The organism is Motilimonas pumila (assembly GCF_003596335.1).
In the GTDB taxonomy this organism is placed as follows: Bacteria; Pseudomonadota; Gammaproteobacteria; order Enterobacterales; family CBDFNC01; genus Motilimonas; species Motilimonas pumila.
On record NZ_QZCH01000002.1, the window covers coordinates 261,013 to 285,963 of the forward strand.

Sequence of the window (24,951 nt, forward strand, 5' to 3'; positions counted from 1 at the left end):
AGGTACGAGTCGTAATCGATCAATTACGAGGCCTGCATCCAATGAATGCTGCTCTTAGGGGCAAAAGAAGGTAACCATGTCTGATTTTCAACAGCGTTTTGGCGGCATCGCTCGCTTATATGGCCAAGCTGCGCTCGATCATTTCGCTAAAAGTCACGTCTGTGTTGTTGGCATTGGTGGCGTGGGGGCTTGGGTTGCCGAGGCGTTAGCGCGCTCGGGCATAGGTGAAATCTCACTTATCGATATGGATGATATTTGCACCACCAATACCAATCGGCAGATTCATGCGTTGACTGAAACAGTGGGCCAACAAAAAATAGAAGTAATGGCGAGTAGGGTCCACAGTATTAACCCTGAATGTCAGGTTAATTGTATCGATGATTTTATTAGCAAAGACAATTTGTTTGAACATTTAGAGCAAGGCTTTGATTATGTGGTAGATGCTATTGATAGCGTGCGAGCAAAAGCTGCGCTGATTGCATTTTGTAAGCGCAATAAACTTCCTATTATCACCATCGGCGGTGCAGGTGGGCAAATAGATCCCACCCAGATCCAATTAGGGGACTTGGCGAAGACGATTCAAGATCCTTTGGCGGCCAAGGTTCGTTCAGATCTGAGGCGCTTTTATAATTTCACTAAAAATCCAAAGCGTAAATTCGCGGTAGATTGCGTTTATTCCACCGAGCAACTTATCTACCCAGACTTAAGCGGTGGCGTTTGCCATGCGAAAGCACAGAGCGACGGTAATATGAAAATGGATTGCAGCTCAGGCTTTGGCGCTGCCACCCATGTAACCGCCAGTTTTGCGTTTGTAGCGGTATCACGGGTGCTTAAAAAGCTCGCTGAGAAAGCCAATAAGCCAGCTTAGACAAGTGCTATCTTAGCAAGTCAGGGTTTTAATCGCTTCGACTACCGCTACTAGGCCATTACTGCGAGAAGGGCTCAGCTGTTTAGTGAGACCGAGTGTTGCAAAGTAGTGGTGGATATCAAAGTCTTGGATCTGTTGGCTGCTCTTGCCATTGAAAGCAGCCAGTACCAACGCCAGCAAACCTTTGACAATTCTTGCCTCGCTGTCAGCATAAAAGTGCCAATGCCCTTGTATTTCCCGGGTCACTAACCAGGTAGCGCTCTCACAGCCATCAATCAAATGCTCGTCGGTTTTAAATAAATCAGGCAGACCATTAAGCTGCTTGGCTAATACAATGATCTGGCGGTATTTATTGTCCCAGCCCGATTGTTGTGAAAATAGTTGCAACATGTCATTTGCTTGAATGTCGAAGCCAAATTTTTCGTCGGTGAGTACGGTGCTCATGTCGATGCCTTATCGTGGTGATTACTTAGCTTAACAGCGCCAGAGTGTGCTTAAGAGCGATTAAGAAGTTGTCAATGTCAGCGCTATTATTATACGCGGCAATGGACGCTCGTATGGTGCCTTTCAGACCAAGCTGCGCCATTAAAGGTTGGGCGCAATGGTGTCCGGCGCGCACCGCAATGCCTTGTTCATCGAGCAAGGTAGCGATGTCACTGTGATGCTCGCCTGTTACAGTAAAGCTTACCGAACCAATTTGCCCCTTGGTTGGGCCGATAATGGATACTTGTTCCATGGCATGCAGCCCTTCTAACAACTGAGCCACTAGCTGTGCTTCATGCTCTCTACTTGCTCGGGTTTGTTGCAAAAACTCAGCCGCTTGCGCTAAGCCTATTACGGCTGAGATGTTAGGCGTCCCAGCTTCAAATTTAAACGGTAAACGGTTAAAGCTGGTGCCGTTAAAGCTGACGTGTTTGATCATCTCACCGCCACCTTGCCAGGGAGGCATAGCGTCTAATAGCGCTTGTTTGCCATACAATACACCAATACCTGTTGGGCCATACATTTTGTGACCAGAAAAAGCATAAAAATCGCAATCGAGTTGCTGTACGTCGACGTCACAATGGGCTATACCTTGTGCGCCATCAATCAGTACTTTTGCGCCTGCCTGATGGCTTAAGGCTATTATCTCTGCAATCGGGTTGAGCGTACCCAATGCATTCGATACATGACACACAGACACCAAACGCGTGTTTTCGTTGAGTAAAGCACTAAACGCGCTCATGTCTATTTGGCCATGGCCATTTATTGGTGCAATTTGCAGTTTAATGCCGCTGCGCTCTGCCAGCAGTTGCCAAGGTACTATGTTGGCATGATGCTCCATCGCAGAAATGATCACTTCATCGCCGGCTTCTAATAAGCTGCCATAGCTATTGGCCACTAAGTTAATGGCGCCGGTGGTACCTTGAGTCCAGATGATTTCTTGTGGAAACTTGGCGTTGACAAGGCGTTGAATGACCTCGCGGCTGGCTTCAAATTGGCGCGTTGCTCTGGCACTTAAGGCGTGAGACGCGCGATGAACGTTAGCATTATCGTAGCGATAATACTCCGCCATCGCATGAATCACAGACTCCGGCTTTTGGGTGGTCGCGGCGTTATCTAAATACACCAATTTTCGCTGGTTAACCTGTTGCTGCAGGGCCGGGAATAGGGCGCGGATTTGACTAGCATCAAACATAATAAACTCTTTTCTCATTAACCCTAATATGATCGCTTTTTCTTGCAGCAGTGACAAGCTATCTATTGCTATAGTTAGGCATTATTGGCGCTATGGCCGGTTCCGGCATAAGCTGAATCTTCACCTGTGATGAAATAGGAATCATGAATGTTTAACGCTTTGGTTTTACAACAAGAAGAACAAAAAACGGTTGCAGCAGTTGCGCAAATCTCAGAGTCAGATCTGCCGCAAGGTGAAGTGCTGGTGCAAGTGGATTATTCCAGCTTAAATTATAAAGACGGCCTAGCGGTTACCGGTACCGGTAAAATCATCCGCGAGTTCCCTATGGTGCCAGGTATCGATTTTGTAGGAACCGTGGTCAGTTCAGATGACTTACGTTATCAAGCGGGTCAACAGGTAGTATTAACTGGCTGGGGCGTAGGGGAAAACCATTGGGGGGGCATGGCGCAAAAAGCCCGTGTTAAAGCGGATTGGTTGGTGCCACTTAACGATAGCCTGACTCCTTTGCAAAGCATGCAGATTGGCACCGCGGGTTTAACGGCTAGTTTATGTGTGATGGCTTTGCAACAAGCAAATGTACAACCTGAAGATGGCGAAATCTTGGTAACAGGGGCCAGCGGTGGCGTTGGCAGCGTAGCGGTGAGTTTGTTAAGTCAACTGGGTTACCAGGTAGTTGCTGTGACCGGTCGCGCTGAAAACGAAGCTTGGCTGAAGCAGCTAGGCGCCTCGCGCATTGTAATGCGCGATGAAATGTTAGAAAAAAGTCGTGCACTGGACAAACAACTGTGGGCAGGGGCCGTCGATACCGTTGGTGGTCCAATTTTGGCGAAAGTGCTGAGCCAAATAAACTATGACGGTGCGGTCGCGGCGTGTGGTTTAGCAAACAGTTTTGACTTGCCTACCACTGTGATGCCCTTTATCCTGCGTGCAGTGAAGTTAATTGGCGTTGACTCGGTGTATTGCCCATTTGACAAGCGCCAGGCTGCTTGGCAGTTACTCGCCCAGCAACTACCGCAGGATTATTATCAGCAGTCTTGTCAAACCGTTGCTTTACAGCAAGTGCCTGAGCAAGCAAGTAATATTATTGCCGGTAAGGTTAAAGGGCGCATTGTGGTGGACTTAAATCAATAAGCTTAAAGAGTAACGCTCAACAATTATTCTTTTTTATTTAGCTAAGGAGTGCGTTTGAAGTTTGCGTTATCAAGGTGTTGGCTGCTGTTGTTGTGTCTGTTTATTGCGCCACAAGTCGTCGCCAAAAAGTTTAAACCTTACTCTCAAGCCACTACCTCAGAAGCGGATTTTCACAGTGAAGTCCGCTTTGATTTTGCCAATGGTTTACCCATAGTTACCGTGGATATTGCCGGTCAACCTTACCGTTTTTTATTTGATACCGCCGCGGTGTCAACGATTTCGCCTCAGCTTGCTGAGCAACTGAAGCTAGAGGTGAAGCCCTTGGCTTCAGTTTCTGCGGTTGACGCTGGCGGGCAAAAGCAACAAATCACGGCCACCGTAGTGCCTAAAATGCGTGTGGGTGACATCACCATCCTCAATGCGGGCATGGCGGTGTTTGATTTACGACCTGCCAATGGTTTACTTAGTTGCTTGGCACTAGACGGCATCATAGGTTACAACCTGATTGACTTATTTGCCGGAATCAAATTGGACTATCAACGGCAAATATTGACTCTTAGCTCTGCCGCCATGTCTTTCCCTGCCTCAGCTACGCAACTCAAAATGGAAGTAAAGCCCGGCATGGGCGCTATTGCTCGGTTACACTTTAGCCCTGAGGTAAAGAATGTGCCTGTGGTATTAGATACCGGCAAAAATTTAGGTTTTGGCTTACCGGTTGAAGTGGGTATTGAGCTTAATCAGAAAGGGCTTATTAAGCATAGGATTTATCAGCTGCAAACCAAAGAGCGCAGCGCGCTGTTTTCTGAGTCAAAAAACCAAGAGTTTTTAACCCGGTTTGATAAGGTAAAGTTAGACTCGCTGCCACTTGATCCTGTCGTGATAAATTTCAGTCCTGGCTTGCCTTTATTGGGCAACGAATTTTTGCGCCAATATCATGTCTACCTGAATTGGCAGCAGCAAACGTTTGCGTTAGAGCCTGTTGCCATGCTGCATTTGGCGAACGAGTGGAAGTCGTTTGGTATATACCCTACGTTTGATGCGGAACAAGGGTTAGTAATAGGCAAAGTGTTACAAAACTTGAATAAAACCAGCGCTAAGTTGCAACTTGGCGACCGTATTTTGAAGATAGCCGAGTTTGATGCCACTAAAGAGCCACTGAAAACGGTTTGCTTTTTGTCGCAAAATAGATATGCCAAGCACAAAATTGAACAACTTCTATTAACATTAGAAAGAGACCAGCAAGTATTTCAAGTGCAGTTACAACGACAGCGTTTGTTTGCAGACCCATAAACGGATAGGCCACGCAGCAGTATGAGTAAAAAAGAATTTCAACAAGCCAGCGATAATCTTCGCAAAGCGGTGCCTTTGATGATAAAAAATCAGGTGCCCACCACGCCGACGAACTATGCGCTGTGGTACACCTATGTCGACAATGTCATCCCTGAGATGAACAAAGAATTAGACCAAGTGATTGCTGATTACGGTTTGTGCCCGCCGGCGAGCTTAGAAAACCTATACCGTAACTTTGTGGCCAGTAAAACCGAAACGGATGTACGCCAACTCAGAGGCAGCCTAGAGTTATTGCTGAATGAAGCCGCGCACTCTATGTCGGATACTTTAGCTGACTCCTCTGCCTTTCAAGACAAGATTGAAAAGTGCTTTGATGGCTTATCTCGGGTTGAGGATGAGGGTTTATCGTTTGAAGAAGTGATGGAGTTAGTCCGCACCGTAGTATCTGAGTCAAAAGAAATACGTCATTCGACTCGTTTTTTAAACAATCAATTAACCTCCGCCAGTAATGAAATTGAACGTCTAAAAGACCAGTTAGCCCAAGTACAAGAAGACGCGCTTCATGACCAGTTGTCAGGTTTATTTAATCGCCGGGCGTTTGATAATGACTTAAGCGTATTGTGCGACGGCAATGCCAAAATGAGCCTCATATTGGTAGATATTGACCACTTTAAGAAATTCAATGATGAGTACGGTCATTTATTCGGTGACGTAGTGATCAAAGCGGTGGCGAAGCGTTTGCAATTAAGCTGCCGCGACGGCACCACGGCGTATCGTTTTGGAGGGGAAGAATTTGCCCTGGTGGTACCCAATAAAAAGCTCTCAGTTGCTCGGCAATTAGCAGAGTCGATGAGGCGCGCGATCGAAAAAGTGTCAGTAAAAGACAAACGTTCTAATCGCCAAGTCGACGCGATCACCGCATCGTTTGGTGTGGCAGAATATCAAGTTGGCGAATCTGCCAGCAGCTTGGTCGACAGGGTGGATAAGCAGCTTTACGAAGCTAAGCGCCTAGGTCGTAATCGCGTGTTACCTATGCCTTCCTAGAGAGTTAAGTCATAACGCCGTTACAGCGGGTAACGGCCACTTCTGTGTTACACCGTCACATGCCATTTATAACAAGATAACCCGGAATGCATTTCAGTTATCAAGCGTGTTTTAATACCCGTTTATATTCTTGGCGTATGATTTGCAGATATTTTGTGGGCACACAAGCATTACTGTTGGTGTCAAACCGAGCTTGATTAGCCATATAAGCGGGGTGTGTTTGTTGGCTAGCAATCAAGGTCACGGCCAGTGAATACCAGTCTTGTTGCGGTTTTGCTACGCCTTCTGCCGAAAGCGCTTCTAGAGAGGCAAAACCAGAGTTTTGATGTAACGCTTGCTGCTGGTAGCATTCGCCGTGCTTGATGACGTTGTTGAAGTTAATGAGCTTGACTTGGTCTTTACCAATCAAAATATTGGCCGGTTTGATATCTCCGTGATTAAAGCCATGTTGATGACAATAGACCAAGCTTTGTTCTAACAACGCTAGCCAATCAAAGGTGATGGCCCGTTTTTCTTTACTGAGCTGAGCCAAAGAGACGCCTTCAAACCAGCGGGTAATAAGTACACTGGTTTTACCGTGGTGTTTGATATCGACAAATTCAGGAAATACAGGGTGCTGGCGAGCACGGATGAATTGTGCTTCGTGCTCAAGAAAGCTTCGTTGCATGTCGCCCTGGGCCCACTTTAATCCCAAAAAGCCCAAATCTTTGTGCTGCCAAATATACTGTTGGCTAGAAATAGCTCGAGGTAAATCTAGGTAGTCATCCGATAGCAACTGTAAAAGTTGCGCCGTCTCTTGTGAGGGTGCAATTTCCATGATTTTCTGAAATCTCTCGGCGATGATGGTCACAACGTAATACCTAGCAATCCTTGCCTATAAATGTAGCCTAATAAATCTCAGCATTATAATGAAATGTGGTAAATATAAGAGTCACAAAAAGTGAAATAATCAGCAAATAATGGCCAAAATTGGCTATGCTATAACTTTATAATCTAAGGGGGTATTTTCACATTCATTTTGGTTATGAAAGCCAGCATGACTGCTGGCCAAGTGACACCTAACCGCGTTAGTTTTGATATAAATCGACCAATACTTGCAGTTTACTCTGGCTGTCTTGCAAACCGCCTTCGCGATTGTGCACTAACCACAGGGCGCGATACTGCGACAACAATGGCAATATTTCTGCTAACAACTGGGCTTTACTGGCTGTGGATAAGTCTTCTACGTCGCGGCTGTTGTTGGCAAGCAACGCTTGGCCTAAATGTACGCCGTGAAGCAGCAATGCTGCGGTAAAACGAATTTGCTGTTGCAATTGGCTGGGATTGTCTGAGTTTACTTGCGCCAGGCAGGTTTGCAGCACTTGGGCTGCCTTGGCAAAGCCTTCCGTTGTTAAGTTTGTTGAGCGGCGCAAGTGGCGACGAAAACGTTGGTCAAATAACAGCGGCCCTAAAAAACATGCGTTGGGCGTTTCTATGCCTAGATCTAAGTAGATATCTTGCAACCGTAATGCCCAAAAGGCGACGTCAGCATCACCGTCGCATGCTAAATACTGTAACCAATGCTGCACGTCCAAGGTTTGGTTTTGCTCTGGTGCCCAAGCAAGCGCAGCGCCGTAGATATAGCCGCTATACGGAAAAATATCTTGCTGTGCATGCCCCATATCCCCCCATTCCGAAACGTGATAGCCACTGGCGCCATAGTTAAGGCCAGAGCGAGCTGCGGTAAGCATATGACTCTTAGCATTTTGCCAACGACCTGAGATAGAAGCAAAGCAACAAGTTGAAACAACCACTTGATAGGGCAAGCCTGTTTGTTGCAGCAGTTGATGCTCTTTGTCGTATGGGTGGTCGGCTTCATAACCCCAATTAAGCAAGGTGAGGTTGCTGGGCAATTGCGACAAAATGTCTGGATAATGAAACAACATGTCGCTGAATATTTGCGTATGCAGCTGCTTTGCTTCAGTGAGGGCTAAGATTTTATTCAAGTAGTCGACGTAGACTTGTCCTTTACTGCTGGCTTCACAGGCGGATTTACTGGCATCAACTCCTAAGTCCATGGTTTCGTCGAAGTTGATATTGATAATACTGCTGGTGAAGTTAGGCGTGAGTTCATCCATCAGCTCGCTGACAAAACTCACGCAGTCTTGGCTCTGTGGGTTTAGGCCAAATGAAAACGGTCTAAAATCTCCACGTTGATCATAGAACCCGGTTGTCTGCTCGGCTAAGTGTTGGTATTCAGCATGCGCTAACCAGCGCTCCATGTGGCCAAAGGTTGCCATATTGGCAATTAAAGTAATGCCACGCTGTTGGCAATAAGCATCTATTTGCTGAATGTCTTGCGCTGTCATTGGGCTTTTATCTTGCCATACCGTGCGGTGTTGTTGCCACGCAAAGGTATGCTCAGTATAAAGCTGTAACTGATTGATCCTCAGTGAAGCCCACAAATCGATAAGGCGTTTTAGGTGCACCAGGGTCGGTACTTTATCACGGCTGATATCGAGTAAAATCCCACGATCTGGGTAACTGGGTTGATCCTGGATTGACATGCAAGGCAAGCGATCTGGAAAAGCTTGACGCAGTTGTTTCAATGCGTGTAAAGCGTACATCAAACTATTTGCATTTTGGTAGTGAAGACTAATCTTATGGGCTGTTATTAATAGCTCAAAACCTTGTTCGGGCAATTCGCACTGAAGTTGAGTGTGCACTTCAGCGGGCGCGCAGCTATTGAGGGTAATAACCGACAAATCCCAAGTGGATAGATAACCGTAATAACCGGGTTGCAACTCAAGGCTTGCAGGCTGTGGCACCAGAAAATTACACGGGCTCTCAAGCGGTTCGGCGTGCGCAGGTGAAGCGGATTTGTGGGTCATAAGGTTACTCATCAAAAAATGCGATGGTTTTTTTGTATCACAGTCTTGCACTCATCGTCATGTATCCACAGTATTTGCCGAGGTTTTAATTGTTTAAATGTGAACCGTATTCAACGCACAAACGCGTTAATGCTATTAGTGGCGTTTTACGCAAATGTTACAGCACAATAATTATCGCTAGTGATTGGACTGTGTTAGTGGTTATTTTTAAGGCAGTTTATACGAGTGTGTGATCTTGGTTGTGTTGTTTTATTGATGTTAAATCATTGTTAATTATGGCTATTTTTTTACAATTAGAGATTTCACTGCTAATCTTTATGGCTGACAAACTCAACCAGTGCAACGCATGGATATGCAGATTTTGCTTTGATAGGGGTTGAGTTTGGCCAGCAACATAAGGAGAAAATCAGGTGGCAAAAAGTTATTTTAGAAGCTCAGGTGCAGCTGCATCTGTTGGCGGTTACAGCGCGCCTAGCTTATCGAGAACTTGTAAACCTAACGATATCGCTGCATTAAATCAGCCCGCGAGTGGGGTCTTTTTGAAAGTGAAAAGCAGCTCTTCTCACTCCATTGCTGGAGCAACAGCAGGCAGTATAGTTAAGCCAAGGGCAAAAGTCGTGGTCGACAAATATGCGCCTGTTGGCAGTTTTTTGAAGCACAAAAAACAGACTGAGCCCGCTTAAGAATAACGCCGCATTAGCGGCGTTATTTATTTTTCCGAAGGTGCTCAGTTGAACCACTTACGCTATCCTTGCCACAAGCTTCGTTAATGAGTCAGCTTCTTAGATACAGTGAGCGTGTTAGGTCGCTTGGTACAAACGCTTAATACGTGCCAGCTTGTCTTTCGATATTTCAACCAAACGGTTGTAGTCTCCTACCACGCGGTGAAAATCCCCTTTAAATTCTTGTTCATTAATATTACTGGTATTACCGCGTTCGGCCTGTACTTGTAGCGCTTGTTGGAAACGCTTTAATGGTTTGTGGAACCAATGATGCTGACCTAAAGAGTGGATCAGTGCCATTAATACCGAAGCGGCAATCAGGGCGTATAAAGTGTACTGAATGTTGACGAAGGCATTAGATTTAACGCCAAATAAGCTATGCTCAATGCTTTTTACGTTCAATGCGACTTGGTTGGTACGGGTTAATAACTCTTCTTTTAATACTTGGGTTTCTTCTAAACGTGCCTGCGTATACTCAATTTCTTTTGGGTATCTGCTGGTGAGGCTGGTGAGGTCTGCAATGATGCTCTCGACTTGGTCGGCTGCGGCGTATTCATCACTGCGACCAAAAAAGTCTTCATCTTCATCTATATTCGATTCCATTAGGCCTAATCGAGGCAGCTGTTCAAGTTGCAAAACTTGTTGTTTCAGTTGCTCAAGCTGAAACAATATACTGGTTTTTGTTTTGTCATCGCTATTCGCTAAGTATTGGTCTCGTAGCAGGCTTAAAACATGAGCTGATTGCGCCATTTCGGCAGACACCGCATAGTAATCATGAGCGGCGACCGGGTTAATGTTGGCCCCCTTGTCAGCATATTCAGACAACAGCTTAATATTGTCCCCTAATTCACGCTCCGCATTTTGCAATACAATTTGTGCATTGCTACCGAGTTTGCCGGCAGCGCGGTATTTTTGGGTTAAATCTAAGCGCAGTAATGTAATTTGATAAATCACACTGGCGGTCATTTCGTTGTCAATTAAGCGGAGTGAGTTTTCTAAAATTTCAAGCTGCTTTTCTGCTTTAGCAAGAATGGCCGCGTCACCTGTATTAAGGTAATCAATCACGGTTTGTTTGATGTCGATAGCCACCTTGGCTTTTATATCTTGGTAACGCGCCACGTCATTTTGTTCAGCTTCTAGATGCTCAGCCCCTTTTAAAAAAGTAATGACGAGTAATCCAGCAATAATACATTGGCCCAACAGCGAGCCGATAAGGAGTTTTGGTAATTTCATGTTGATACTTCCCTGCAATAACAATCACGCGCATGTTAATGATTAAATGTGACATTTTTGTGATCTGTGTTGTCAAAATAAAGTCACCTTCAGTCTAATTGCTGACACCGTCAAAGCGCTGAACTTAGGGTGTAAATGTGGTAATATGCGCCTTATTTTTTTGCGCTTCGAGTAGGACGTTCTCATGCAAGAGTACCAAGCATTATTGGCCCCCATTAAGCAGTTTTTACAATCTGAAACCCCAGATGCTTGGATCCATGAGGCCAAAAAGCCCGAGCGTTTACCGGTGATTTTGATTGACCATTTATTGTGTGAATTAAAAGCTGGCCAGTCGGCCATGTTCTTAATTCGCAAGTACGCGGTCGATAAAGCAGGCGCTGAAACGCTGTTGCAATGGTTTAAGCCTTATGAGCAGTTTGTATATAAAAAAGTAGGTACTCTTGAGACGCTTAAGGGGCAGAACAATATTTCAAAAGCCATTACCGCGCGCAGCGATAGCCCGTATAGCCAAGACTTGATAGATAAAATGGTGCTGCTGATTAAAGAGGAGTTACATCATTTTTATCAAGTGCTTGAGATTATGGATGCGCGCCAAATCCCGTATCAAAATATTACGGCAGGGCGCTATGCCAAAGGCATGCTAAAGCACGTTAAAACGTATGAGCCTGATGCATTAATCGATAAGTTGATCATTGGCGCTTACATTGAAGCGCGCTCGTGTGAACGTTTTGCCAAGTTAGCCCCTCACTTGGATGACGACTTAAATAAATTTTATATTTCCTTGTTGCGCTCGGAAGCGCGCCATTACCAAGATTATTTAACATTGGCCGAGCAAATCGCCGGTAAAGATATCAGTGAGCGGGTGGCATTTTTTGGCCAAGTGGAAGCTGACTTAATCACTTCTGATGATAGCGATTTCAAATTTCACAGCGGTTCACCGGTAGCGGCCTAGTTAATGGCTTTCATTTCTTTGCTACATCGCCTTCATTCTTAGGCGTGGTGCCCAGGTAGACATTATCCCAGTGCGGGTAAAAGGCGATGTCAGTGACTAAACTTGCTCGCGAGGGAGTATTTACCACAAGGTGAGCGACTCGCTGAATGTCTTCGCTTAGCTTAAGTTGCTGGCTGTGATGAGTATTTTGCCAAATGGCTAAGTCATGGTTTTGGCGCTCTTGAATACTACTGGCACTGTCTTGTTTGACACTGGCTATCACCTTGGCTAATTCAACATCGGCTTGGGGCTGCATCAGCCAATGCAGGTGATCGGGCATAACCACAAAGCTGACTGTTTTACTGGCGCCTTTCGCGTCTGAGAGCTGCAAGGCCCTAATGGCAATACGTGCATTTTTGAATAAGCTGAAAATGGGTCTGCGATCCGCGGTAAACAGCGTGATAAGGTAATGGGGCGTAGGATGACGTTGAGTCATGTTCGGTCAAGCAAGCTAAATAAACTTAAGCCTAGCGTGATTTAATTTTATTTTCTGAAAAATAGTGAAATCAGTGAGATAGGCCTAATTATTTTGTGTGATGTGATTCAGCGTGAGAGCCTGCTCTGGGCGGGCGCTTGAGGTAAAAGAAATTGCAATCATGCTGGTCTTAAGGAAACCTCGTTGCTGCGTGATTAAAATTGCTCCGCTGTGATGGTAAGAGTAAAATCCCAGTCCCTTTTTAAGTTGGAAAGCTAATCACCATGAAAATGAACCCTCGCCAAGATGAAGCCGTGAAATATATTTCTGGGCCTTGTTTAGTATTAGCGGGTGCGGGCAGTGGTAAAACACGGGTGATCACCAACAAAATTGCTTACTTGGTGCAAAAGTGCAACTACAATCCGCGCAATATCGCAGCGGTGACGTTTACCAATAAAGCGGCAAGAGAGATGAAAGAGCGGGTCGCGGAAACACTCGGTAAAAAAGCGGCTAAGGGCGTCACGGTATCCACTTTTCATACCTTAGGTTTAGATATCATTCGCCGTGAGCATAAGGTGATTGGCATTAAGCCGGGCTTTTCCTTGTTTGACGACCAAGACTCATTGGCATTGTTAAAAGAGCTTACCGTCAATGAATTAGAAGAAGATAAAGACCTGCTTAACTTGTTAGTGACGCAAATTTCCAACTGGAAGAACGATTTAATACTTCCCCCACAAGCCTTAAAAACAGCCAAAGGTGAACAGCAAGTGCTGTTTGCTAAAGCTTACGATTTATATCAACGCCATTTAACGGCTTACAATGCCCTCGACTTTGATGATTTGATTTTAATGCCCACCATGTTGCTAAAATTTAAGGAAGAAGTCAGACAGCGTTGGCAGCAAAAAATACAGTACTTATTGGTGGACGAATACCAAGATACCAATACGAGCCAATATGAGTTGGTAAAATTGTTGGTCGGTGAACGCGCCCGCTTTACCGTGGTAGGAGACGATGACCAATCTATTTACTCTTGGCGCGGCGCCAGGCCGCAGAATTTAGTCTTGCTGAAAAAAGACTTTGCAAACCTTAAGTTGATAAAGCTAGAGCAAAATTATCGCTCGACCCAGCGGATTTTAAAATCTGCCAATATCCTTATTGCTAATAACCCGCACGAATATGAGAAAGCCTTGTTCAGTGAGTTGCACTATGGCGAGCCACTGCGAGTGCTGTATGCCAAAGATGAAGAGCATGAAGCGGAACGAGTTGTGGCTGAGCTAATGGGGCACAAGTTTATGAATGGCACCAGCTTTAAAGACTACGCGGTATTGTACCGTGGCAATCATCAGAGCCGAGTGCTTGAAAAAGCCATGATGACCAACCGTATTCCTTATAAAATCAGCGGCGGCACCTCCTTTTTCTCTCGCGTTGAAATTAAAGACGTGATGGCCTACTTGCGCTTACTCGCTAATCATGACGACGATAATGCCTTCTTACGCATCGTTAATGTGCCGCGCCGAGAGATTGGCCCGGCCACTTTAGAAAAGCTGGGTAACTACGCCAACTTGCGTGGTATTAGCCTTTTTGCTGCAACGTTTGAACTGGGGTTAGAGCAAACCTTGAGTGGCCGAGGGCTCAATGCCGTGCGCAATTTTTCTCGTTGGTTAGTAGAGCTCAAAGATCAAGCTGAGCGAGGCAATCCTGTTTCAGCGGTGCGCGACATGGTGCGAGATATTAACTACGAAGACTGGTTGTATGAAACCAGCCCAAGCCCGAAAGCTGCTGAAATGCGTATGAAAAACGTGTCAGAGTTATTTAAATGGGTTACCGGATGGCTTGAAGGCGATGATTTAGAAGAGCCTATGACATTGGCCCAAGTGGTTAACCGTTTGATGCTCAGAGACATGATGGAGCGCAGCGAAGACGATGACGAGCTAGACCAAGTGCAGTTAATGACCTTGCATGCTTCGAAAGGCTTGGAATTTCCGTTTGTATTTATGGTGGGCATGGAAGAAGGCTTTTTGCCGCACCAAACCAGCATAGATGAAGACAATATCGAAGAAGAGCGACGTTTGGCTTATGTTGGTATTACTCGCGCTCAGCAAGAACTCACGTTCACTCTTTGCCGTGAACGACGCCAATACGGCGAAACCATTCGCCCTGAACCCAGCCGATTCTTAGACGAGTTGCCCCAAGACGACGTGAATTGGGAGCGCAGCGGTCAAAAACAAGAAAGCAAAGAGCAGAAACAAGAAAAAGGTAAAAAAGGCGTAGCGAATTTACGGGCGTTGTTAAAAAAAGCGAGTGATACTTAAAAACCAATCAGCCGCTTGATATCGCAGTAAGCAAAATATTTCACGGGTTAATCCATCGTATCCTATCCTTATAGAATCCCAATTAAAGTGAAAGATGAAATTATATCTTCCCATTGTTGAGTATTCGTTCACAAGGAGTGAGGCATGTATACCAAGGTGGTGTCTTCATTGTTATTTCCATTGCATGAGCAATTGAAAGGTCACGCTAGCGTGGCAAAGATGCATCAGCTAGAACTATCCCAGTGGCATACACCTGAGCAACTGGCTCAAAATCAACTGCTTCAACTGCGTCAGTTTTTACAGAATATTCAACAGCATGTTCCTTATTATCAAAACCTGTTTGCCGATTTGGCTTTTTCTCCTTCGCAGTTAACGGACCTTAGTGGCTTGCAAGCTTTACCTTTGTTAGATAAAGCCTGTATTCGTCAAGCCGGAGATTCATTGAAGTCGAATTTGGCGAAAGATCTCACCTTATTTAATACCGGTGGTTCAAGCGGACAACCATTACAGTTTTTTGTTGGTAAAGAGCGTAAAAGCCATGATATTGCTGCTAAATGGCGAGCAACCAAATGGTGGGATGTAGATATTGGGGATAAAGAACTTGTGGTATGGGGTTCACCTATTGAGCTAAGTAAGCAGGATAAAGTGAAGCGATGGCGAGATCGTTTATTGCGCTCACAATTGTTGCCTGCATTCGCCATGGCTGAAGCGGATCTAGCTCGGTATGTGGCAACCATCAAACAATTTCGACCTGCTATGTTGTTTGGTTATCCCTCCTCTTTATCTTTGATTGCTCAGTACGCTAAAAAGCATAATTGTGACTTGACTCAGTTAGGTATTAAAGTCGCATTTGTGACGTCTGAACGTTTGTTTGAAAATCAAAAGAGCCTAATTGAAGAAGTCTTTTCTTGTCCTGTAGCGAATGGGTATGGTGGCCGCGATGCGGGTTTTATTGCCCATGCTTGCCCCCATGGAGGTATGCATATTTCCGCTGAAGATATTATTGTGGAAATTGTAGACCCTCATGGCAAGGTTTTGCCCGCAGGTGAAATTGGCGAGGTGGTAGTGACTCATTTGGCAACACAAGATTTTCCATTTGTACGTTATCGTACTGGAGATTTAGCTTGCTTGAGCACCGAAGTTTGTCCTTGTGGCAGGCATTTACCTATGCTTGAGAGTATCGAAGGGCGTACGACGGACTTTGTGATCACCGCTGATGGCACGGCTATGCATGCCTTGTCCTTGATTTATGTCTTGCGAGAGCTACCGAGCGTGACAGAATTCAAAATCATACAAGAATCACGATTACACACGAGAGTGTTGCTCGTCACTGATGATACTTACAGCGAAGCTTGTCAAAGCTTCATTCGTAACAACTTTCGCAAGCGCTTAGGGGATATTCAATTGGATATCGAGCGTGTTGATCAAATTGCTAGGGAGCAATCCGGTAAATTTAAATACGTAGAAAGCAAAGTGGGAGTAAGTTGGGACTATGCGTGATATTGCGCTGAGTTTATTCTATTTAGGCTTGATCCCATTTTGTTTGAAACGACCTATTTGGGCGGTGTTGGTGTGGTCTTGGTTGAGCTATATGAACCCCCACAGGTTAGTGTATGGGTTTGCTTATTCCCTCCCTTTTGCCCAAACAACCGCCATCTTAATGTTGATCGCTTTGTTACTTACGAAAGAAAAGTTCACCATGCCTTGGGGTGATGGCAAGGTCTTTATTTTGCTGTTTTTCATTTTATGTACCGTGTTAAGCACCTTTAACGCATTTTATCCTGAGCTGGCTTGGATGCAGTTAGAAAAGGTCTTAAAAATTCAAATCATGGTGTTTGCATCTCTTTATATATTAACCACTTACAAAGACCTGAAAGCCTTGGTTTGGGTGATTGTTGCTTCGATCGGCTTTTATGGGGTTAAGGGAGGCATTTTTACCATTACCACTGGCGGAATATATCGGGTACAAGGGCCCGCAGATTCCTTCATTTATGGTAATAACGAGATAGGTTTAGCGATTTTGATTGTTGTGCCTTTGGTACGATTCTTGGCCGTTGTCGAGGAGCGCTGGTGGCTCAAAATGGGACTGAATGCGATGGCCGTCATATGCCTGTTTGCGGTGATTGGTACTCACTCACGAGGCGCTTTAGTGGGAGGCGTAATGATGATGGGCTTTTTATGTTTGAAAAGTAAGCAGCCTATATTGTCGATGATGGCTACAGCTTTAGTGGGTTTGATGTTGCTTAATTTTGCTCCTAGTCAGTGGACTGACCGCATGAACACGATTGAGACCTTTGAAGAAGATCAATCAGCCATGGGGCGGATTAATGCCTGGCAAATGGCAACAAACCTGGCCAGCAGTAATGTGATGGGTGGAGGGTTTGAAACCTTTAGAAAAGATATCTTTTACCTTTATGCTCCTGAGCCCGGCATGGTGCATGATGCTCATAGTATTTACTTTGAAGTGATTGGAGAACATGGCTTTATTGCTTTTGCACTGTTTATTTTGCTGTGGTTGAGCACTTGGCTAAGTGCGCAAAAATTGATTAAGGCAACAAACAAAGCCCCTCCTGGCAGTGAAGGCGCAAAATTAAACCAGCTGTTACGTCATGTTCAAGTGTCATTTGTTGCGTACCTGTCTGGCGGTGCGTTTCTTGGCATGGCGTATTTCGACTTACCTTACCATTTATTGTGCATAGTGATCACCGCTGGGGTGATTGTGAGTAAGTTGCAAACACCAGAAGAAACGTCAGCAAAACAATCCAGTCCTACAGGGGCGAGCAATTTTTACTCCTAACCAATACGAGGCTTGAATGGCATATTTTGTGCGTAGTTTGTTATTGGCACTTATTTTTAGCTTGGCATTAGTCGGTCATGCTTATTACAACTTTTCGATGGGTGGGCCAGCCATTGATAGTGACTTGTTGCAACAGTTTTGGGTGGATGTCATACGCTCCATTGGCAAGTTGTTGGCGGCCTCAGGGTTAACGGCTTGGTTATTGATCTATGGAACCCAACTGAGTTATCGACATTATGTACAGCTTAAGTGGCTACCTAAGCATATTCTCATTGAGCTCATTTTTATCGCGTCGAGTTCGGCCGCTATTATTTTGCTCTTACTGTGTCATTTTCTGATTTATAACCCTTCCCGTGTTGTGATTAATTTTAGCTATGATATGAAGTGGCTGAATATGCTTCAACCTATGCTAAATGAAGCTAATTGGGTCATTGGAGTGGCTGTTTTAGCTGTCGTTTTGGTTACGCCATTGGCGATAAATCTTATTTCTGTCTTCAGTCGGCAAAGGTTTAATAAAGCTTTAAATAGCGTTAGTTTTTTATTTCTGGCAACACTGGCTGGTGTGTTTTATTGGAATACATGGCACTTATCAAATGCTGTGGAACCTAGCCCAGACGCTAAGGTGGCGAACACACACACAAAACTAAATGTCATTATGTTGGGAGCGGATACTCTTCGAGCAGATCGCCTTGGAGCTTATGGTTATTCACGTAATAACATTAGCCCAAATATTGATCGATTAGCTGCGAAGAGTTTAGTTGCAGACCGCATGTATGTTCCACTCGCCCGCACTGCACCAAGCTTGACCTCCATTTTTACCAGCCGTTACCCTTGGCAACACAAAGTGCGGACTAACTTTGTTCAGCCGGCTGCGGTAGATGTCTCGCAAGCATTTCCAGAGGTATTAAATAAGGCCGGCTATACCACTTCTGTGGTGGGAGATTGGGCTGCAACTGATTTAGGTAAGTTAGACTTTGGATTTCAGCGTCAATTACTGCCAGCAGATCAGTGGAATATCAAAACCTTGATTGCACAAGGCCCTAAAAACTCGCGTTTATTCTTGAGCTTATTTTGGAGTAATGAGATCGGACGGCTTTGGTTACCGGAGATATTTTACGTTGCGGGAACTTCTATTGATGGTCATATGTATCAATTAGCAAAAAAAGAGCTGCAGTACCTTGCTGAACAGCCTTCTCCTTTTTTACTGACTGTATTCACCGCAGGGGCGCATGTGCCATTTGCCAGCCCAGCCCCTTATTACAATATGTATAGCAATCAAGACTATCAGGGTGAGTCCAAATATGTGATGGCGAGCTTCGGCTCTGTAAAAGAAGTCATGAAAAACATGCAAAGGGATAAACACAGCTTTGATATCGAACAAATTAATGCTTTGTACGATGGTACGGTCAAGCAGTTCGATGACTTAGTCGGTGAAATGCTAGAACAATTAAAACAACTTGGGATTGCTGATAATACGTTAGTGGTGGTGTTTGCTGATCATGGCGTGGATTTATTTGAACAAGAGTCTTGGGGTCAAGGCAATTTACTTTATTCATCCAGTTATCGAGTACCTTTGATTATCTATGACCCAAGAAACCAAAAAAATCAAATAAATACATTTACTACTAGTAGTTTAGACATTGCACCAACCTTACTTGATGCACTTGATTTAACTGCGCCAGAAGAGATGCAAGGGCAACCTCTTAGCCATGCAGATAGCAGTAGCGTCGCATTTTATGAAAGTGGTATGTGGTTGGGGAATATGCCTGGTTTACCTAAAGACAGATACGTTTACCCGAATATTACTGAGCTATTGGACATTCCTAATAAAGAAGATGGCACTTTTACAATTAAGCCTGAATATTTAGCTTCAATTAATCGTTCGCGATTAAAGGCTGTGCGTAAAGGTCCTTATCAACTTGAGCGGATCATGCTTAGAAAGGGGGAGTTGGTGAGCTGTATTACTGATGGTGATCAAGCGCATGAGTGTGATTTTAGTCAACCACCTTGGCAAGCGTTAGCTGATGAATTGTCATTTTGGTTACAACAAGAGGAACAAAGTCAGTGAGATACTTGTTGATTCTTAGCTGTTTGCTAGCCACTAGCATCCATGCCAAAGGCATAGGTAATTTTTCTGCTACACCAGATGAACTAAGGCGTTTACCTGGTTATTGTGGACCCAAGGCGCATTCAAAAGGAAACGATTTGAGTCGACCTGATGTAAAATATTGGTCGGATCGTTTAGGGGCTGATGTTTACTTGCATATTCATCATTACTGTCACGCATTAGTTCAGATCCAACACTACCTTGAGAGCATGCGAAAACAATCTGGCCTTATCAACGCAGCGCAGCGTAACCTCGATTACTCGATTGATCAGACACCTGAAGAACACCCCATATTGCTTGATTTACTGTTATCAAAAAGCTACTTATTTGAACTTAGTTTTGATTTTGAAGCTGCGGAGGCTTTGGCATTACAAGTACAGCAAGTAGACCCTAAACGGGTACAGGTTTATGTACAGTTAAGTCGTATTTATTGGATTGATAAGCAACCAGATAGGGCGCTGTCTATTTTATCGAGAGGTATCAGTGCAACGGATTCAAAAATATTAAAGCAACGACACGAAAACTTTAAGGCTAAGGTTGCGGCTTACCAAGATACGACGACGTCACATACTCAGGAACCCTAATATGGCAGATAAAAGTAGTGAGGAGTTTGAGCTTGTTATTACTATCTTTGCTTACAACGAAGCCGATAGTATTACTCGCTGTTTAGAGTCTGTAGCTAATACTTTGGCTAAACACGCTCGTTTCTCTGGACGAAGCCAGTGTGTGTTGGTTGCTAATGGTTGTCGAGATAACACGGTAGATATTGCGAACCAGTTTGCTTTACAACATCCTTGGCTAAAAGTTGTGGATATTTGCCTAGGAGATAAATGTAATGCTTGGAATGAAGCGGTTCATCAACATACTGGCGTAGGCAATTATTATGTTTTTTTAGACGGCGATTGTTTTGTTGGTGAAAATGCTATTTCTAATCTAGTGACTCAATTAGAGCAAGACCCACGCCTCAATGCATGTTCAGCGGTGCCCCAAGCCAAATATTCTTTATACCGCAAAGAGATTGTAGCTAATGGTGGTATTGCCGGTTGCCTGTATGCATTGAATGCGGATTTTGTTGCAAGGATCCGCCAGCAAAATATCAGATTACCGGTAGGCTTTATTGGCGACGATAGCCTAGTCGGCGCACTTGCGCATTGGAATTTAGAACCCTTGCAAAATTCTTGGGATAAATCTTTAACTCAAGTCTGTGCTGGTGCTGAGTTTAGTTACGATACGACATGGTTACACGCCTTGATGAGTCCTCGTTTTTATTTACGTCGATGTCAGCGTTACAGCATGCGTTATTTTCAAAATAAGTTACTGTCCCAAAAAATATATCGTTCGGGCTTAGCGGGTATCCCTGAAAAAGTGGAACAACTGTATTGGGATGCTCAACTTAAAGACCTCAAATTGCGTAAAAGCTGGCGGTATTATTTATTTGATCGCCAAACCGTCAATGCCATTTTAAGTAAGCAAAGAAATGTCTAGCTGTGATAATGCCAAACGCATTCTACTTGTGTGCAGTGTAGCGCCTTTTGCACAGTCTTCCGGTGCGGCTCAGCGTAGCGCCTTGTTATATCAATCGTTACAAGAGTTGGGGCCGGTAGACATTTTAGAGCTCACACCAGCGAAGCGAACCAAGGTGGTTCAGGAGCATGCTATTGAAGGCGTTAATTGGGTTAAGGCAGAGCTGGCAAAAAGCTGGTGGCAAGGGTTAAGTAAAAGCGTTAGATTCAACCAGCAAGTTTGTCGGTCATTAGGGCAAGAACTAGATCAGTACGACCTTATTGTGGGTCGCTATATGTGGCCAATCAGCCAGCTTGTGATTCCTGCCGGTGTTAAAACCATTGTTGACCTGGATGACTTTCAGTATCGTTACAGCACTCTGCTGCAATGGAACGTTTCACTGACCAAGCAGTGGCTGAAAAAGCGATTGGCGCAGTACATTAATCAAGCAAAGTTATCACGCTTTGATGGTTTATTTTTTGTTGCCGAACAAGACGTTGTCAGTGGCGTTAAAAGCAAGAGTCAAGTTCTGCCCAATATTCCATTGTTGCAAAGTCAAGATAAGGCTCAAGCACATCAAAAGCCCAACTGTGAATCCCCTAAGTTATTGTTTGTAGGATCCTTGTGGTACCAGCCTAACGTTGTCTCTATTAATTGGTTTTTACAACAAGTGCTGCCAATTGTCAGGCAAACCTACCCCAGCGTAGAGGTCAAACTGGTAGGGGCTGCGCCAGAGCAAGTACGCATTCATTGGCAGCAAGTTTACGACATCAGTGCGCCCGGTTTTGTTGATAGTTTGGCTACAGAATACCTCAGCGCCTCGGCAGTGATTGCGCCAGTACTGGTAGGCGGTGGCAGCAATATAAAGGTATTAGAGGCTCTGGCCTTTTCTCGCCCTTGTATTACTACGGATCTGTGCGCGCAAGCATTTGCGCCTTATTTGCTCAATCAGCAGCATTTGCTTGTCGCGTCAGATGCGATGGAATTTGCGATGCATTGCATCAGTTGCATAGAGCAGGAGCACGCTCAAGCTAAAATAGCCCAAAAAGGTCAGCAAGCAATTGCGAAGCATTACAGTGAAGCGAGTTTTAAAGCGGCCTGTTTAGGCCTCAGTAAACAAGTATTGCAATTAGCCCCATAAACAACTGAGGCGTATTCAGTAGTCGTGTCTTAGCTGAGTAATGTCATGGCGCGAGAAAACAAAGATGACCTAGCTATGGCTTGCCACCGCAGTGGTCACCAAGTTGTCGCGGCACATTCTTTTTACTTTAGGCAATGCTTGCTGTAAGTGAGTGCGCACGGCTTGATGTTGTTGGCACATCAAACCAACTTGCTCCAAAAAGTGAGGGCTTAGTACTTGCTCCGGCTCAAACAAGTCGCTAGAGGGCAGGTTAAAGTGCTGCAGTAAACCCGCAAATTTATCTTGGTAATTGATTACTTGTACGGGCGTAGTAACGCCTAAACTTGCGATAGCAAGGTGCATGCGGGCGCTAATGACAAAGTCTAGCTTGGCGACGAGGTGTTTTACTTGGCAAGGGTCGGGTTCGGCAAAGAAAATACAAGGGCGATCAGTATCGTGCTCAAGTTGAGTTTGTAGTTGCGTCAATAGGGCAGTATCTCCGGCATCTGTCTTGAAGTCATGGGCGATTAAAGCAAAACTGACCGGGTACTGTTTGGCGAGCTGACTGAGCTGTTGGCATATCTGCTTAAGGAAACCCTCTTCTCCTAAGCTTGCCAGTTGTTTATAAAAGGCGTGCTTATTAATATTGAGGCCGACAATCAACCCCTCTTCTTTTTTACATTGCTGCAACCAATGTTCTGCTTCAGCACTCAAGTCTTGACTGGGCTGAATTGAAAAGGCGAGATCCGCTACTAGGGTGCTTGGCCGCTTAATAAAAGTCGCCAGTCTTTGTTGTGAAGCCGCGTCTCTGACGCACAGTTTTACCTCAGCAGGCAGCCGCTTTAAGGCTTTAACGATAGGCCACCTAGGCTGACTGTTAAAGCTAAACCCTGTGATGCCTGCGGGGCATTTGATGGCGGCAGAAAAATTAAGTAGCCCCATTGCTTTACATACAAATTTAGTACCGTACTTACCGTCTACCACGTCTGCTCCTAGCAGATAAAAACTGCCGCATTGTTTAATGCAAGCTGCGATGATCACTGTGCCTAGCCAAGAGTCGGTAACTGTGATGAAGTTGAGTCCAGCCATAGTGTGTTTGGGTTGACGGTAACAAAGAATATTGATGCTTTGGCAGGTGGGGTCTGCGTCTTTTTGCAATTGCAGTAAGCCCTTGTATAAAGCCTGATCACCTACTGAACCCAGTGGATTTTGCGGATCTGCGGCAAATACCAAAGCTTTGTGTTTGAGCATCGGCACAGAGCAAGGTAATGGCAGTAAGCCAAATAAATGTAATTTACGAAATAGCCACAGCGGCAATTTGACCGTAACACAAAAGTGTAACCAAATGACCCGATCTTTGATTGAGGGGGTTGTTAGCATGTTTTAGCACCTTTATTTCGCTGCTTTTTGAGCCAGTTGAATATTTCCATTTCTAACCCTTCTGGTTTACCACATCCCCACCAGCTGATTAACATCATCAGAGTGTAACTTACCGCACCCAAGCTGATAGCGACAAGCAATTGCAGCCATAACAGGTCTGTTTGCAGGTGATTTAGCGTCAGGTTAATGAGCAAAAACATGCATATTGAGAGTAGCAATGGTCGCAGAATATATACAATAGGGCTGGCAAACGGTAATCCGCATTTAATGTATGCTTGATAGCAAAAAGCCAAAATGATGATAGTGGCAGCAAATATCCTAGCGTACACCAAACCAAAGATATCGAACTCGGGCACCAACAATAGGGCTGCAATGACAAAGCTACTGAGCTCAAGCCATAGGATGGAACTTTGATTCTTGCTGTAACCCCGCAGGATAAGCAAGCTACTTAACGGCTTAGGAGCCACTTTAAGGGCGCTGCATATCGCAAATAATGCAATAAAAGGGGTCGCGCCTTGCCAAGTTGGCCCAAGGAGCATTAAGCCAAGGGGCTGCGCGATTGCGGCGGTGCCAAAACCCGCGGGCAAAGTGAGCGAGTTGAGAATGGCCATTACTTTGAGTACGCCTCTATTTACCCGCTGCATGTCATCTTGGATGCTTGATAATACTGGTAATAAGCTTTTTAGGATGGCTGGGCCGAGCTGCGAGGTTGGCAATTCACCAATGTCGGCTCCAACATTGTAGAGGCCAAAGACATGGCTATTAGCCATTCGTCCTGCCACTATTTGGTCCAGCTTTCGCAGCAAGTAACTGGCGGTGTTGGCCAGTACCAGCCATTTACTAAATTGCCAAATTTGTGGCCATGCCTGGGTACTAAACCATGGCCGATAAGGATGCATTACATAGCTTAGGGCCGTTGCGGCCACATAGCCTACGACAACGCCGGTAATTAAAGCTCGATAGTCGCCAAAGTAGAATGCAGCGGCGATGGTCGCGATGACCTGTAATACCTTACTGCATAGCATTAATCGAAAATCGAGGGAGAAGTTGAGTGCTTTGCGGGCTAATACTAAACCAATATTGTTACAGCCTATCAAGCAGGTACAAAATGCCAGAACCCAAATAACGGATACTAGTTTGGGCTCTTGGAAATAAAGGCTAGCAGGGTATGCTAAAACACAGAGCAATAATGATAAGCAAATGCACTGTACTAACCGCATGCTCCAAGCAGAGTGAATAAAGTGTTTGCTTGGGTTAGGCTCGCGCATTAAAGCGGTTGCTGCGCCGAGGTCGATAAAAGCTTCTAATAAGCCAACAACCAGCATTGCCATGGCGATAACGGCAAAGTCTTCCGGTAACACCAGTCGAGCCACGATAATGGTGCTGATTAAGCCGAGGAATTTACCGCCCCAACGCATAGCAATAGTCCATAAAGCGCCTGCGAACATGGCCTTTTTAGCATCAATTTGGCTTGAGTCTTGACTCGACAA

21 protein-coding genes are annotated in these 24,951 nt (G+C 45.0%); 13 read left to right on the forward strand and 8 right to left on the reverse strand.

The window, feature by feature from the left end; all coding sequences use genetic code 11:
• The first annotated feature begins 76 nt into the window (after window positions 1-76).
• Window positions 77-868 (forward strand): tRNA cyclic N6-threonylcarbamoyladenosine(37) synthase TcdA, encoded by a 792-nt coding sequence (gene tcdA, locus D1Z90_RS03895; protein ID WP_119909424.1) that lies wholly within the window; start codon window positions 77-79, stop codon window positions 866-868.
• A gap of 12 nt (window positions 869-880) precedes the next feature.
• Here the strand turns inward: tcdA and csdE are convergent, their stop codons facing one another.
• Both csdE and D1Z90_RS03905 read right to left on the reverse strand, forming a co-directional pair.
• Entirely contained in the window at window positions 881-1,312 is a 432-nt protein-coding gene (gene csdE / locus D1Z90_RS03900; protein WP_119909425.1) for a cysteine desulfurase sulfur acceptor subunit CsdE, read from the reverse strand.
• Window positions 1,313-1,337: 25 nt separating this feature from the next.
• Window positions 1,338-2,546: a cysteine desulfurase gene (locus D1Z90_RS03905; RefSeq protein WP_119909521.1), complete on the reverse strand. Its 1,209-nt coding sequence runs from the start codon at window positions 2,544-2,546 to the stop codon at window positions 1,338-1,340.
• 147 nt (window positions 2,547-2,693) lie between these two features.
• Between D1Z90_RS03905 and acuI the strand changes: the two genes are divergently transcribed.
• Genes acuI through D1Z90_RS03920 form a run of 3 tightly spaced genes read left to right on the forward strand, consistent with a single transcriptional unit; the run spans window position 2,694 to window position 6,011 of the window.
• Entirely contained in the window at window positions 2,694-3,677 is a 984-nt protein-coding gene (gene acuI / locus D1Z90_RS03910) for an acrylyl-CoA reductase (NADPH) (protein WP_119909426.1), read from the forward strand.
• Window positions 3,678-3,731: 54 nt separating this feature from the next.
• Entirely contained in the window at window positions 3,732-4,967 is a 1,236-nt protein-coding gene (locus tag D1Z90_RS03915) for a retropepsin-like aspartic protease (RefSeq protein WP_158587049.1), read from the forward strand.
• A 21-nt stretch (window positions 4,968-4,988) separates the two neighbouring features.
• Complete coding sequence (locus D1Z90_RS03920; protein ID WP_119909428.1) at window positions 4,989-6,011, forward strand: GGDEF domain-containing protein; 1,023 nt, start codon at window positions 4,989-4,991, stop codon at window positions 6,009-6,011.
• Window positions 6,012-6,111: 100 nt separating this feature from the next.
• On the opposite strand, the gene D1Z90_RS03925 is transcribed toward D1Z90_RS03920, so the two are convergent.
• Window positions 6,112-6,828 carry a protein kinase domain-containing protein gene (locus tag D1Z90_RS03925; protein ID WP_147378727.1) on the reverse strand — a complete coding sequence of 239 codons (717 nt, stop codon included), beginning with the start codon at window positions 6,826-6,828 and terminating at the stop codon, window positions 6,112-6,114.
• A gap of 250 nt (window positions 6,829-7,078) precedes the next feature.
• Window positions 7,079-8,881, reverse strand: coding sequence for a family 20 glycosylhydrolase (locus tag D1Z90_RS03930; RefSeq protein ID WP_158587050.1), 1,803 nt, complete (start codon window positions 8,879-8,881; stop codon window positions 7,079-7,081).
• A 410-nt stretch (window positions 8,882-9,291) separates the two neighbouring features.
• On the opposite strand from D1Z90_RS03930, the gene D1Z90_RS03935 reads away from it, so the two are divergent.
• Window positions 9,292-9,564, forward strand: a complete 273-nt coding sequence (locus tag D1Z90_RS03935) for a hypothetical protein (RefSeq protein WP_119909431.1) — start codon at window positions 9,292-9,294, stop codon at window positions 9,562-9,564.
• Between the two features lie 117 nt (window positions 9,565-9,681).
• Here D1Z90_RS03935 and D1Z90_RS03940 read toward each other — a convergent pair whose 3' ends face one another.
• Complete coding sequence (locus tag D1Z90_RS03940) at window positions 9,682-10,836, reverse strand: hypothetical protein (RefSeq protein WP_119909432.1); 1,155 nt, start codon at window positions 10,834-10,836, stop codon at window positions 9,682-9,684.
• Between the two features lie 184 nt (window positions 10,837-11,020).
• Here D1Z90_RS03940 and miaE point away from each other — a divergent pair, with 184 nt between their 5' ends.
• Window positions 11,021-11,788, forward strand: coding sequence for a tRNA isopentenyl-2-thiomethyl-A-37 hydroxylase MiaE (gene miaE, locus D1Z90_RS03945; RefSeq protein WP_119909433.1), 768 nt, complete (start codon window positions 11,021-11,023; stop codon window positions 11,786-11,788).
• A 10-nt stretch (window positions 11,789-11,798) separates the two neighbouring features.
• Here miaE and D1Z90_RS03950 read toward each other — a convergent pair whose 3' ends face one another.
• Window positions 11,799-12,263: an REP-associated tyrosine transposase gene (locus D1Z90_RS03950; protein WP_119909434.1), complete on the reverse strand. Its 465-nt coding sequence runs from the start codon at window positions 12,261-12,263 to the stop codon at window positions 11,799-11,801.
• 263 nt (window positions 12,264-12,526) lie between these two features.
• Between D1Z90_RS03950 and rep the strand changes: the two genes are divergently transcribed.
• The 7 genes from rep to D1Z90_RS03985 all read left to right on the forward strand — a co-directional run bounded on the left by rep (window position 12,527) and on the right by D1Z90_RS03985 (window position 22,102).
• Window positions 12,527-14,554: a DNA helicase Rep gene (rep, locus tag D1Z90_RS03955; protein WP_119909435.1), complete on the forward strand. Its 2,028-nt coding sequence runs from the start codon at window positions 12,527-12,529 to the stop codon at window positions 14,552-14,554.
• A gap of 144 nt (window positions 14,555-14,698) precedes the next feature.
• Window positions 14,699-16,054 (forward strand): phenylacetate--CoA ligase family protein, encoded by a 1,356-nt coding sequence (locus D1Z90_RS03960; protein ID WP_119909436.1) that lies wholly within the window; start codon window positions 14,699-14,701, stop codon window positions 16,052-16,054.
• On the forward strand, window positions 16,047-17,351 hold the full coding sequence (locus tag D1Z90_RS03965; RefSeq protein WP_119909437.1) for a putative O-glycosylation ligase, exosortase A system-associated: 1,305 nt from the start codon (window positions 16,047-16,049) through the stop codon (window positions 17,349-17,351). The genes D1Z90_RS03960 and D1Z90_RS03965 overlap by 8 nt, the downstream gene beginning before the upstream one ends.
• A 16-nt stretch (window positions 17,352-17,367) precedes the next feature.
• Entirely contained in the window at window positions 17,368-19,419 is a 2,052-nt protein-coding gene (locus D1Z90_RS03970) for a sulfatase family protein (RefSeq protein ID WP_119909438.1), read from the forward strand.
• 137 nt (window positions 19,420-19,556) lie between these two features.
• Window positions 19,557-20,042 (forward strand): tetratricopeptide repeat protein, encoded by a 486-nt coding sequence (locus tag D1Z90_RS03975; protein ID WP_119909439.1) that lies wholly within the window; start codon window positions 19,557-19,559, stop codon window positions 20,040-20,042.
• A gap of 1 nt (window position 20,043) precedes the next feature.
• Entirely contained in the window at window positions 20,044-20,943 is a 900-nt protein-coding gene (locus D1Z90_RS03980; RefSeq protein ID WP_119909440.1) for a glycosyltransferase family 2 protein, read from the forward strand.
• The gene (locus D1Z90_RS03985; RefSeq protein WP_119909441.1) at window positions 20,936-22,102 is read left to right on the forward strand and encodes a glycosyltransferase family 4 protein; all 1,167 of its coding nucleotides are present in this window, start codon (window positions 20,936-20,938) and stop codon (window positions 22,100-22,102) included. The genes D1Z90_RS03980 and D1Z90_RS03985 overlap by 8 nt, the downstream gene beginning before the upstream one ends.
• 69 nt (window positions 22,103-22,171) lie before the next feature.
• Here D1Z90_RS03985 and D1Z90_RS03990 read toward each other — a convergent pair whose 3' ends face one another.
• Window positions 22,172-23,461 carry a polysaccharide pyruvyl transferase family protein gene (locus D1Z90_RS03990; protein ID WP_119909442.1) on the reverse strand — a complete coding sequence of 430 codons (1,290 nt, stop codon included), beginning with the start codon at window positions 23,459-23,461 and terminating at the stop codon, window positions 22,172-22,174.
• Window positions 23,455-24,951: an oligosaccharide flippase family protein gene (locus D1Z90_RS03995; protein WP_119909443.1), complete on the reverse strand. Its 1,497-nt coding sequence runs from the start codon at window positions 24,949-24,951 to the stop codon at window positions 23,455-23,457. Before D1Z90_RS03995 ends, D1Z90_RS03990 begins: the two co-directional genes overlap by 7 nt.

Excerpts from the sequence above, each read along its gene's own strand:
- acuI (WP_119909426.1), top strand. The coding sequence starts at position 2,694 with ATGTTTAACGCTTTGGTTTTACAACAAGAAGAACAAAAAACGGTTGCA.
- D1Z90_RS03965 (WP_119909437.1), top strand. The coding sequence starts at position 16,047 with ATGCGTGATATTGCGCTGAGTTTATTCTATTTAGGCTTGATCCCATTT.
- D1Z90_RS03930 (WP_158587050.1), bottom strand. The coding sequence starts at position 8,881 with ATGACCCACAAATCCGCTTCACCTGCGCACGCCGAACCGCTTGAGAGC.
- D1Z90_RS03990 (WP_119909442.1), bottom strand. The coding sequence starts at position 23,461 with ATGCTAACAACCCCCTCAATCAAAGATCGGGTCATTTGGTTACACTTT.
- D1Z90_RS03925 (WP_147378727.1), bottom strand. The coding sequence starts at position 6,828 with ATGGAAATTGCACCCTCACAAGAGACGGCGCAACTTTTACAGTTGCTA.
- D1Z90_RS03970 (WP_119909438.1), top strand. The coding sequence starts at position 17,368 with ATGGCATATTTTGTGCGTAGTTTGTTATTGGCACTTATTTTTAGCTTG.
- D1Z90_RS03985 (WP_119909441.1), top strand. The coding sequence starts at position 20,936 with ATGTCTAGCTGTGATAATGCCAAACGCATTCTACTTGTGTGCAGTGTA.
- rep (WP_119909435.1), top strand. The coding sequence starts at position 12,527 with ATGAAAATGAACCCTCGCCAAGATGAAGCCGTGAAATATATTTCTGGG.
- D1Z90_RS03950 (WP_119909434.1), bottom strand. The coding sequence starts at position 12,263 with ATGACTCAACGTCATCCTACGCCCCATTACCTTATCACGCTGTTTACC.
- D1Z90_RS03980 (WP_119909440.1), top strand. The coding sequence starts at position 20,044 with ATGGCAGATAAAAGTAGTGAGGAGTTTGAGCTTGTTATTACTATCTTT.
- D1Z90_RS03960 (WP_119909436.1), top strand. The coding sequence starts at position 14,699 with ATGTATACCAAGGTGGTGTCTTCATTGTTATTTCCATTGCATGAGCAA.
- D1Z90_RS03920 (WP_119909428.1), top strand. The coding sequence starts at position 4,989 with ATGAGTAAAAAAGAATTTCAACAAGCCAGCGATAATCTTCGCAAAGCG.
- csdE (WP_119909425.1), bottom strand. The coding sequence starts at position 1,312 with ATGAGCACCGTACTCACCGACGAAAAATTTGGCTTCGACATTCAAGCA.
- miaE (WP_119909433.1), top strand. The coding sequence starts at position 11,021 with ATGCAAGAGTACCAAGCATTATTGGCCCCCATTAAGCAGTTTTTACAA.
- D1Z90_RS03905 (WP_119909521.1), bottom strand. The coding sequence starts at position 2,546 with ATGTTTGATGCTAGTCAAATCCGCGCCCTATTCCCGGCCCTGCAGCAA.
- tcdA (WP_119909424.1), top strand. The coding sequence starts at position 77 with ATGTCTGATTTTCAACAGCGTTTTGGCGGCATCGCTCGCTTATATGGC.
- D1Z90_RS03940 (WP_119909432.1), bottom strand. The coding sequence starts at position 10,836 with ATGAAATTACCAAAACTCCTTATCGGCTCGCTGTTGGGCCAATGTATT.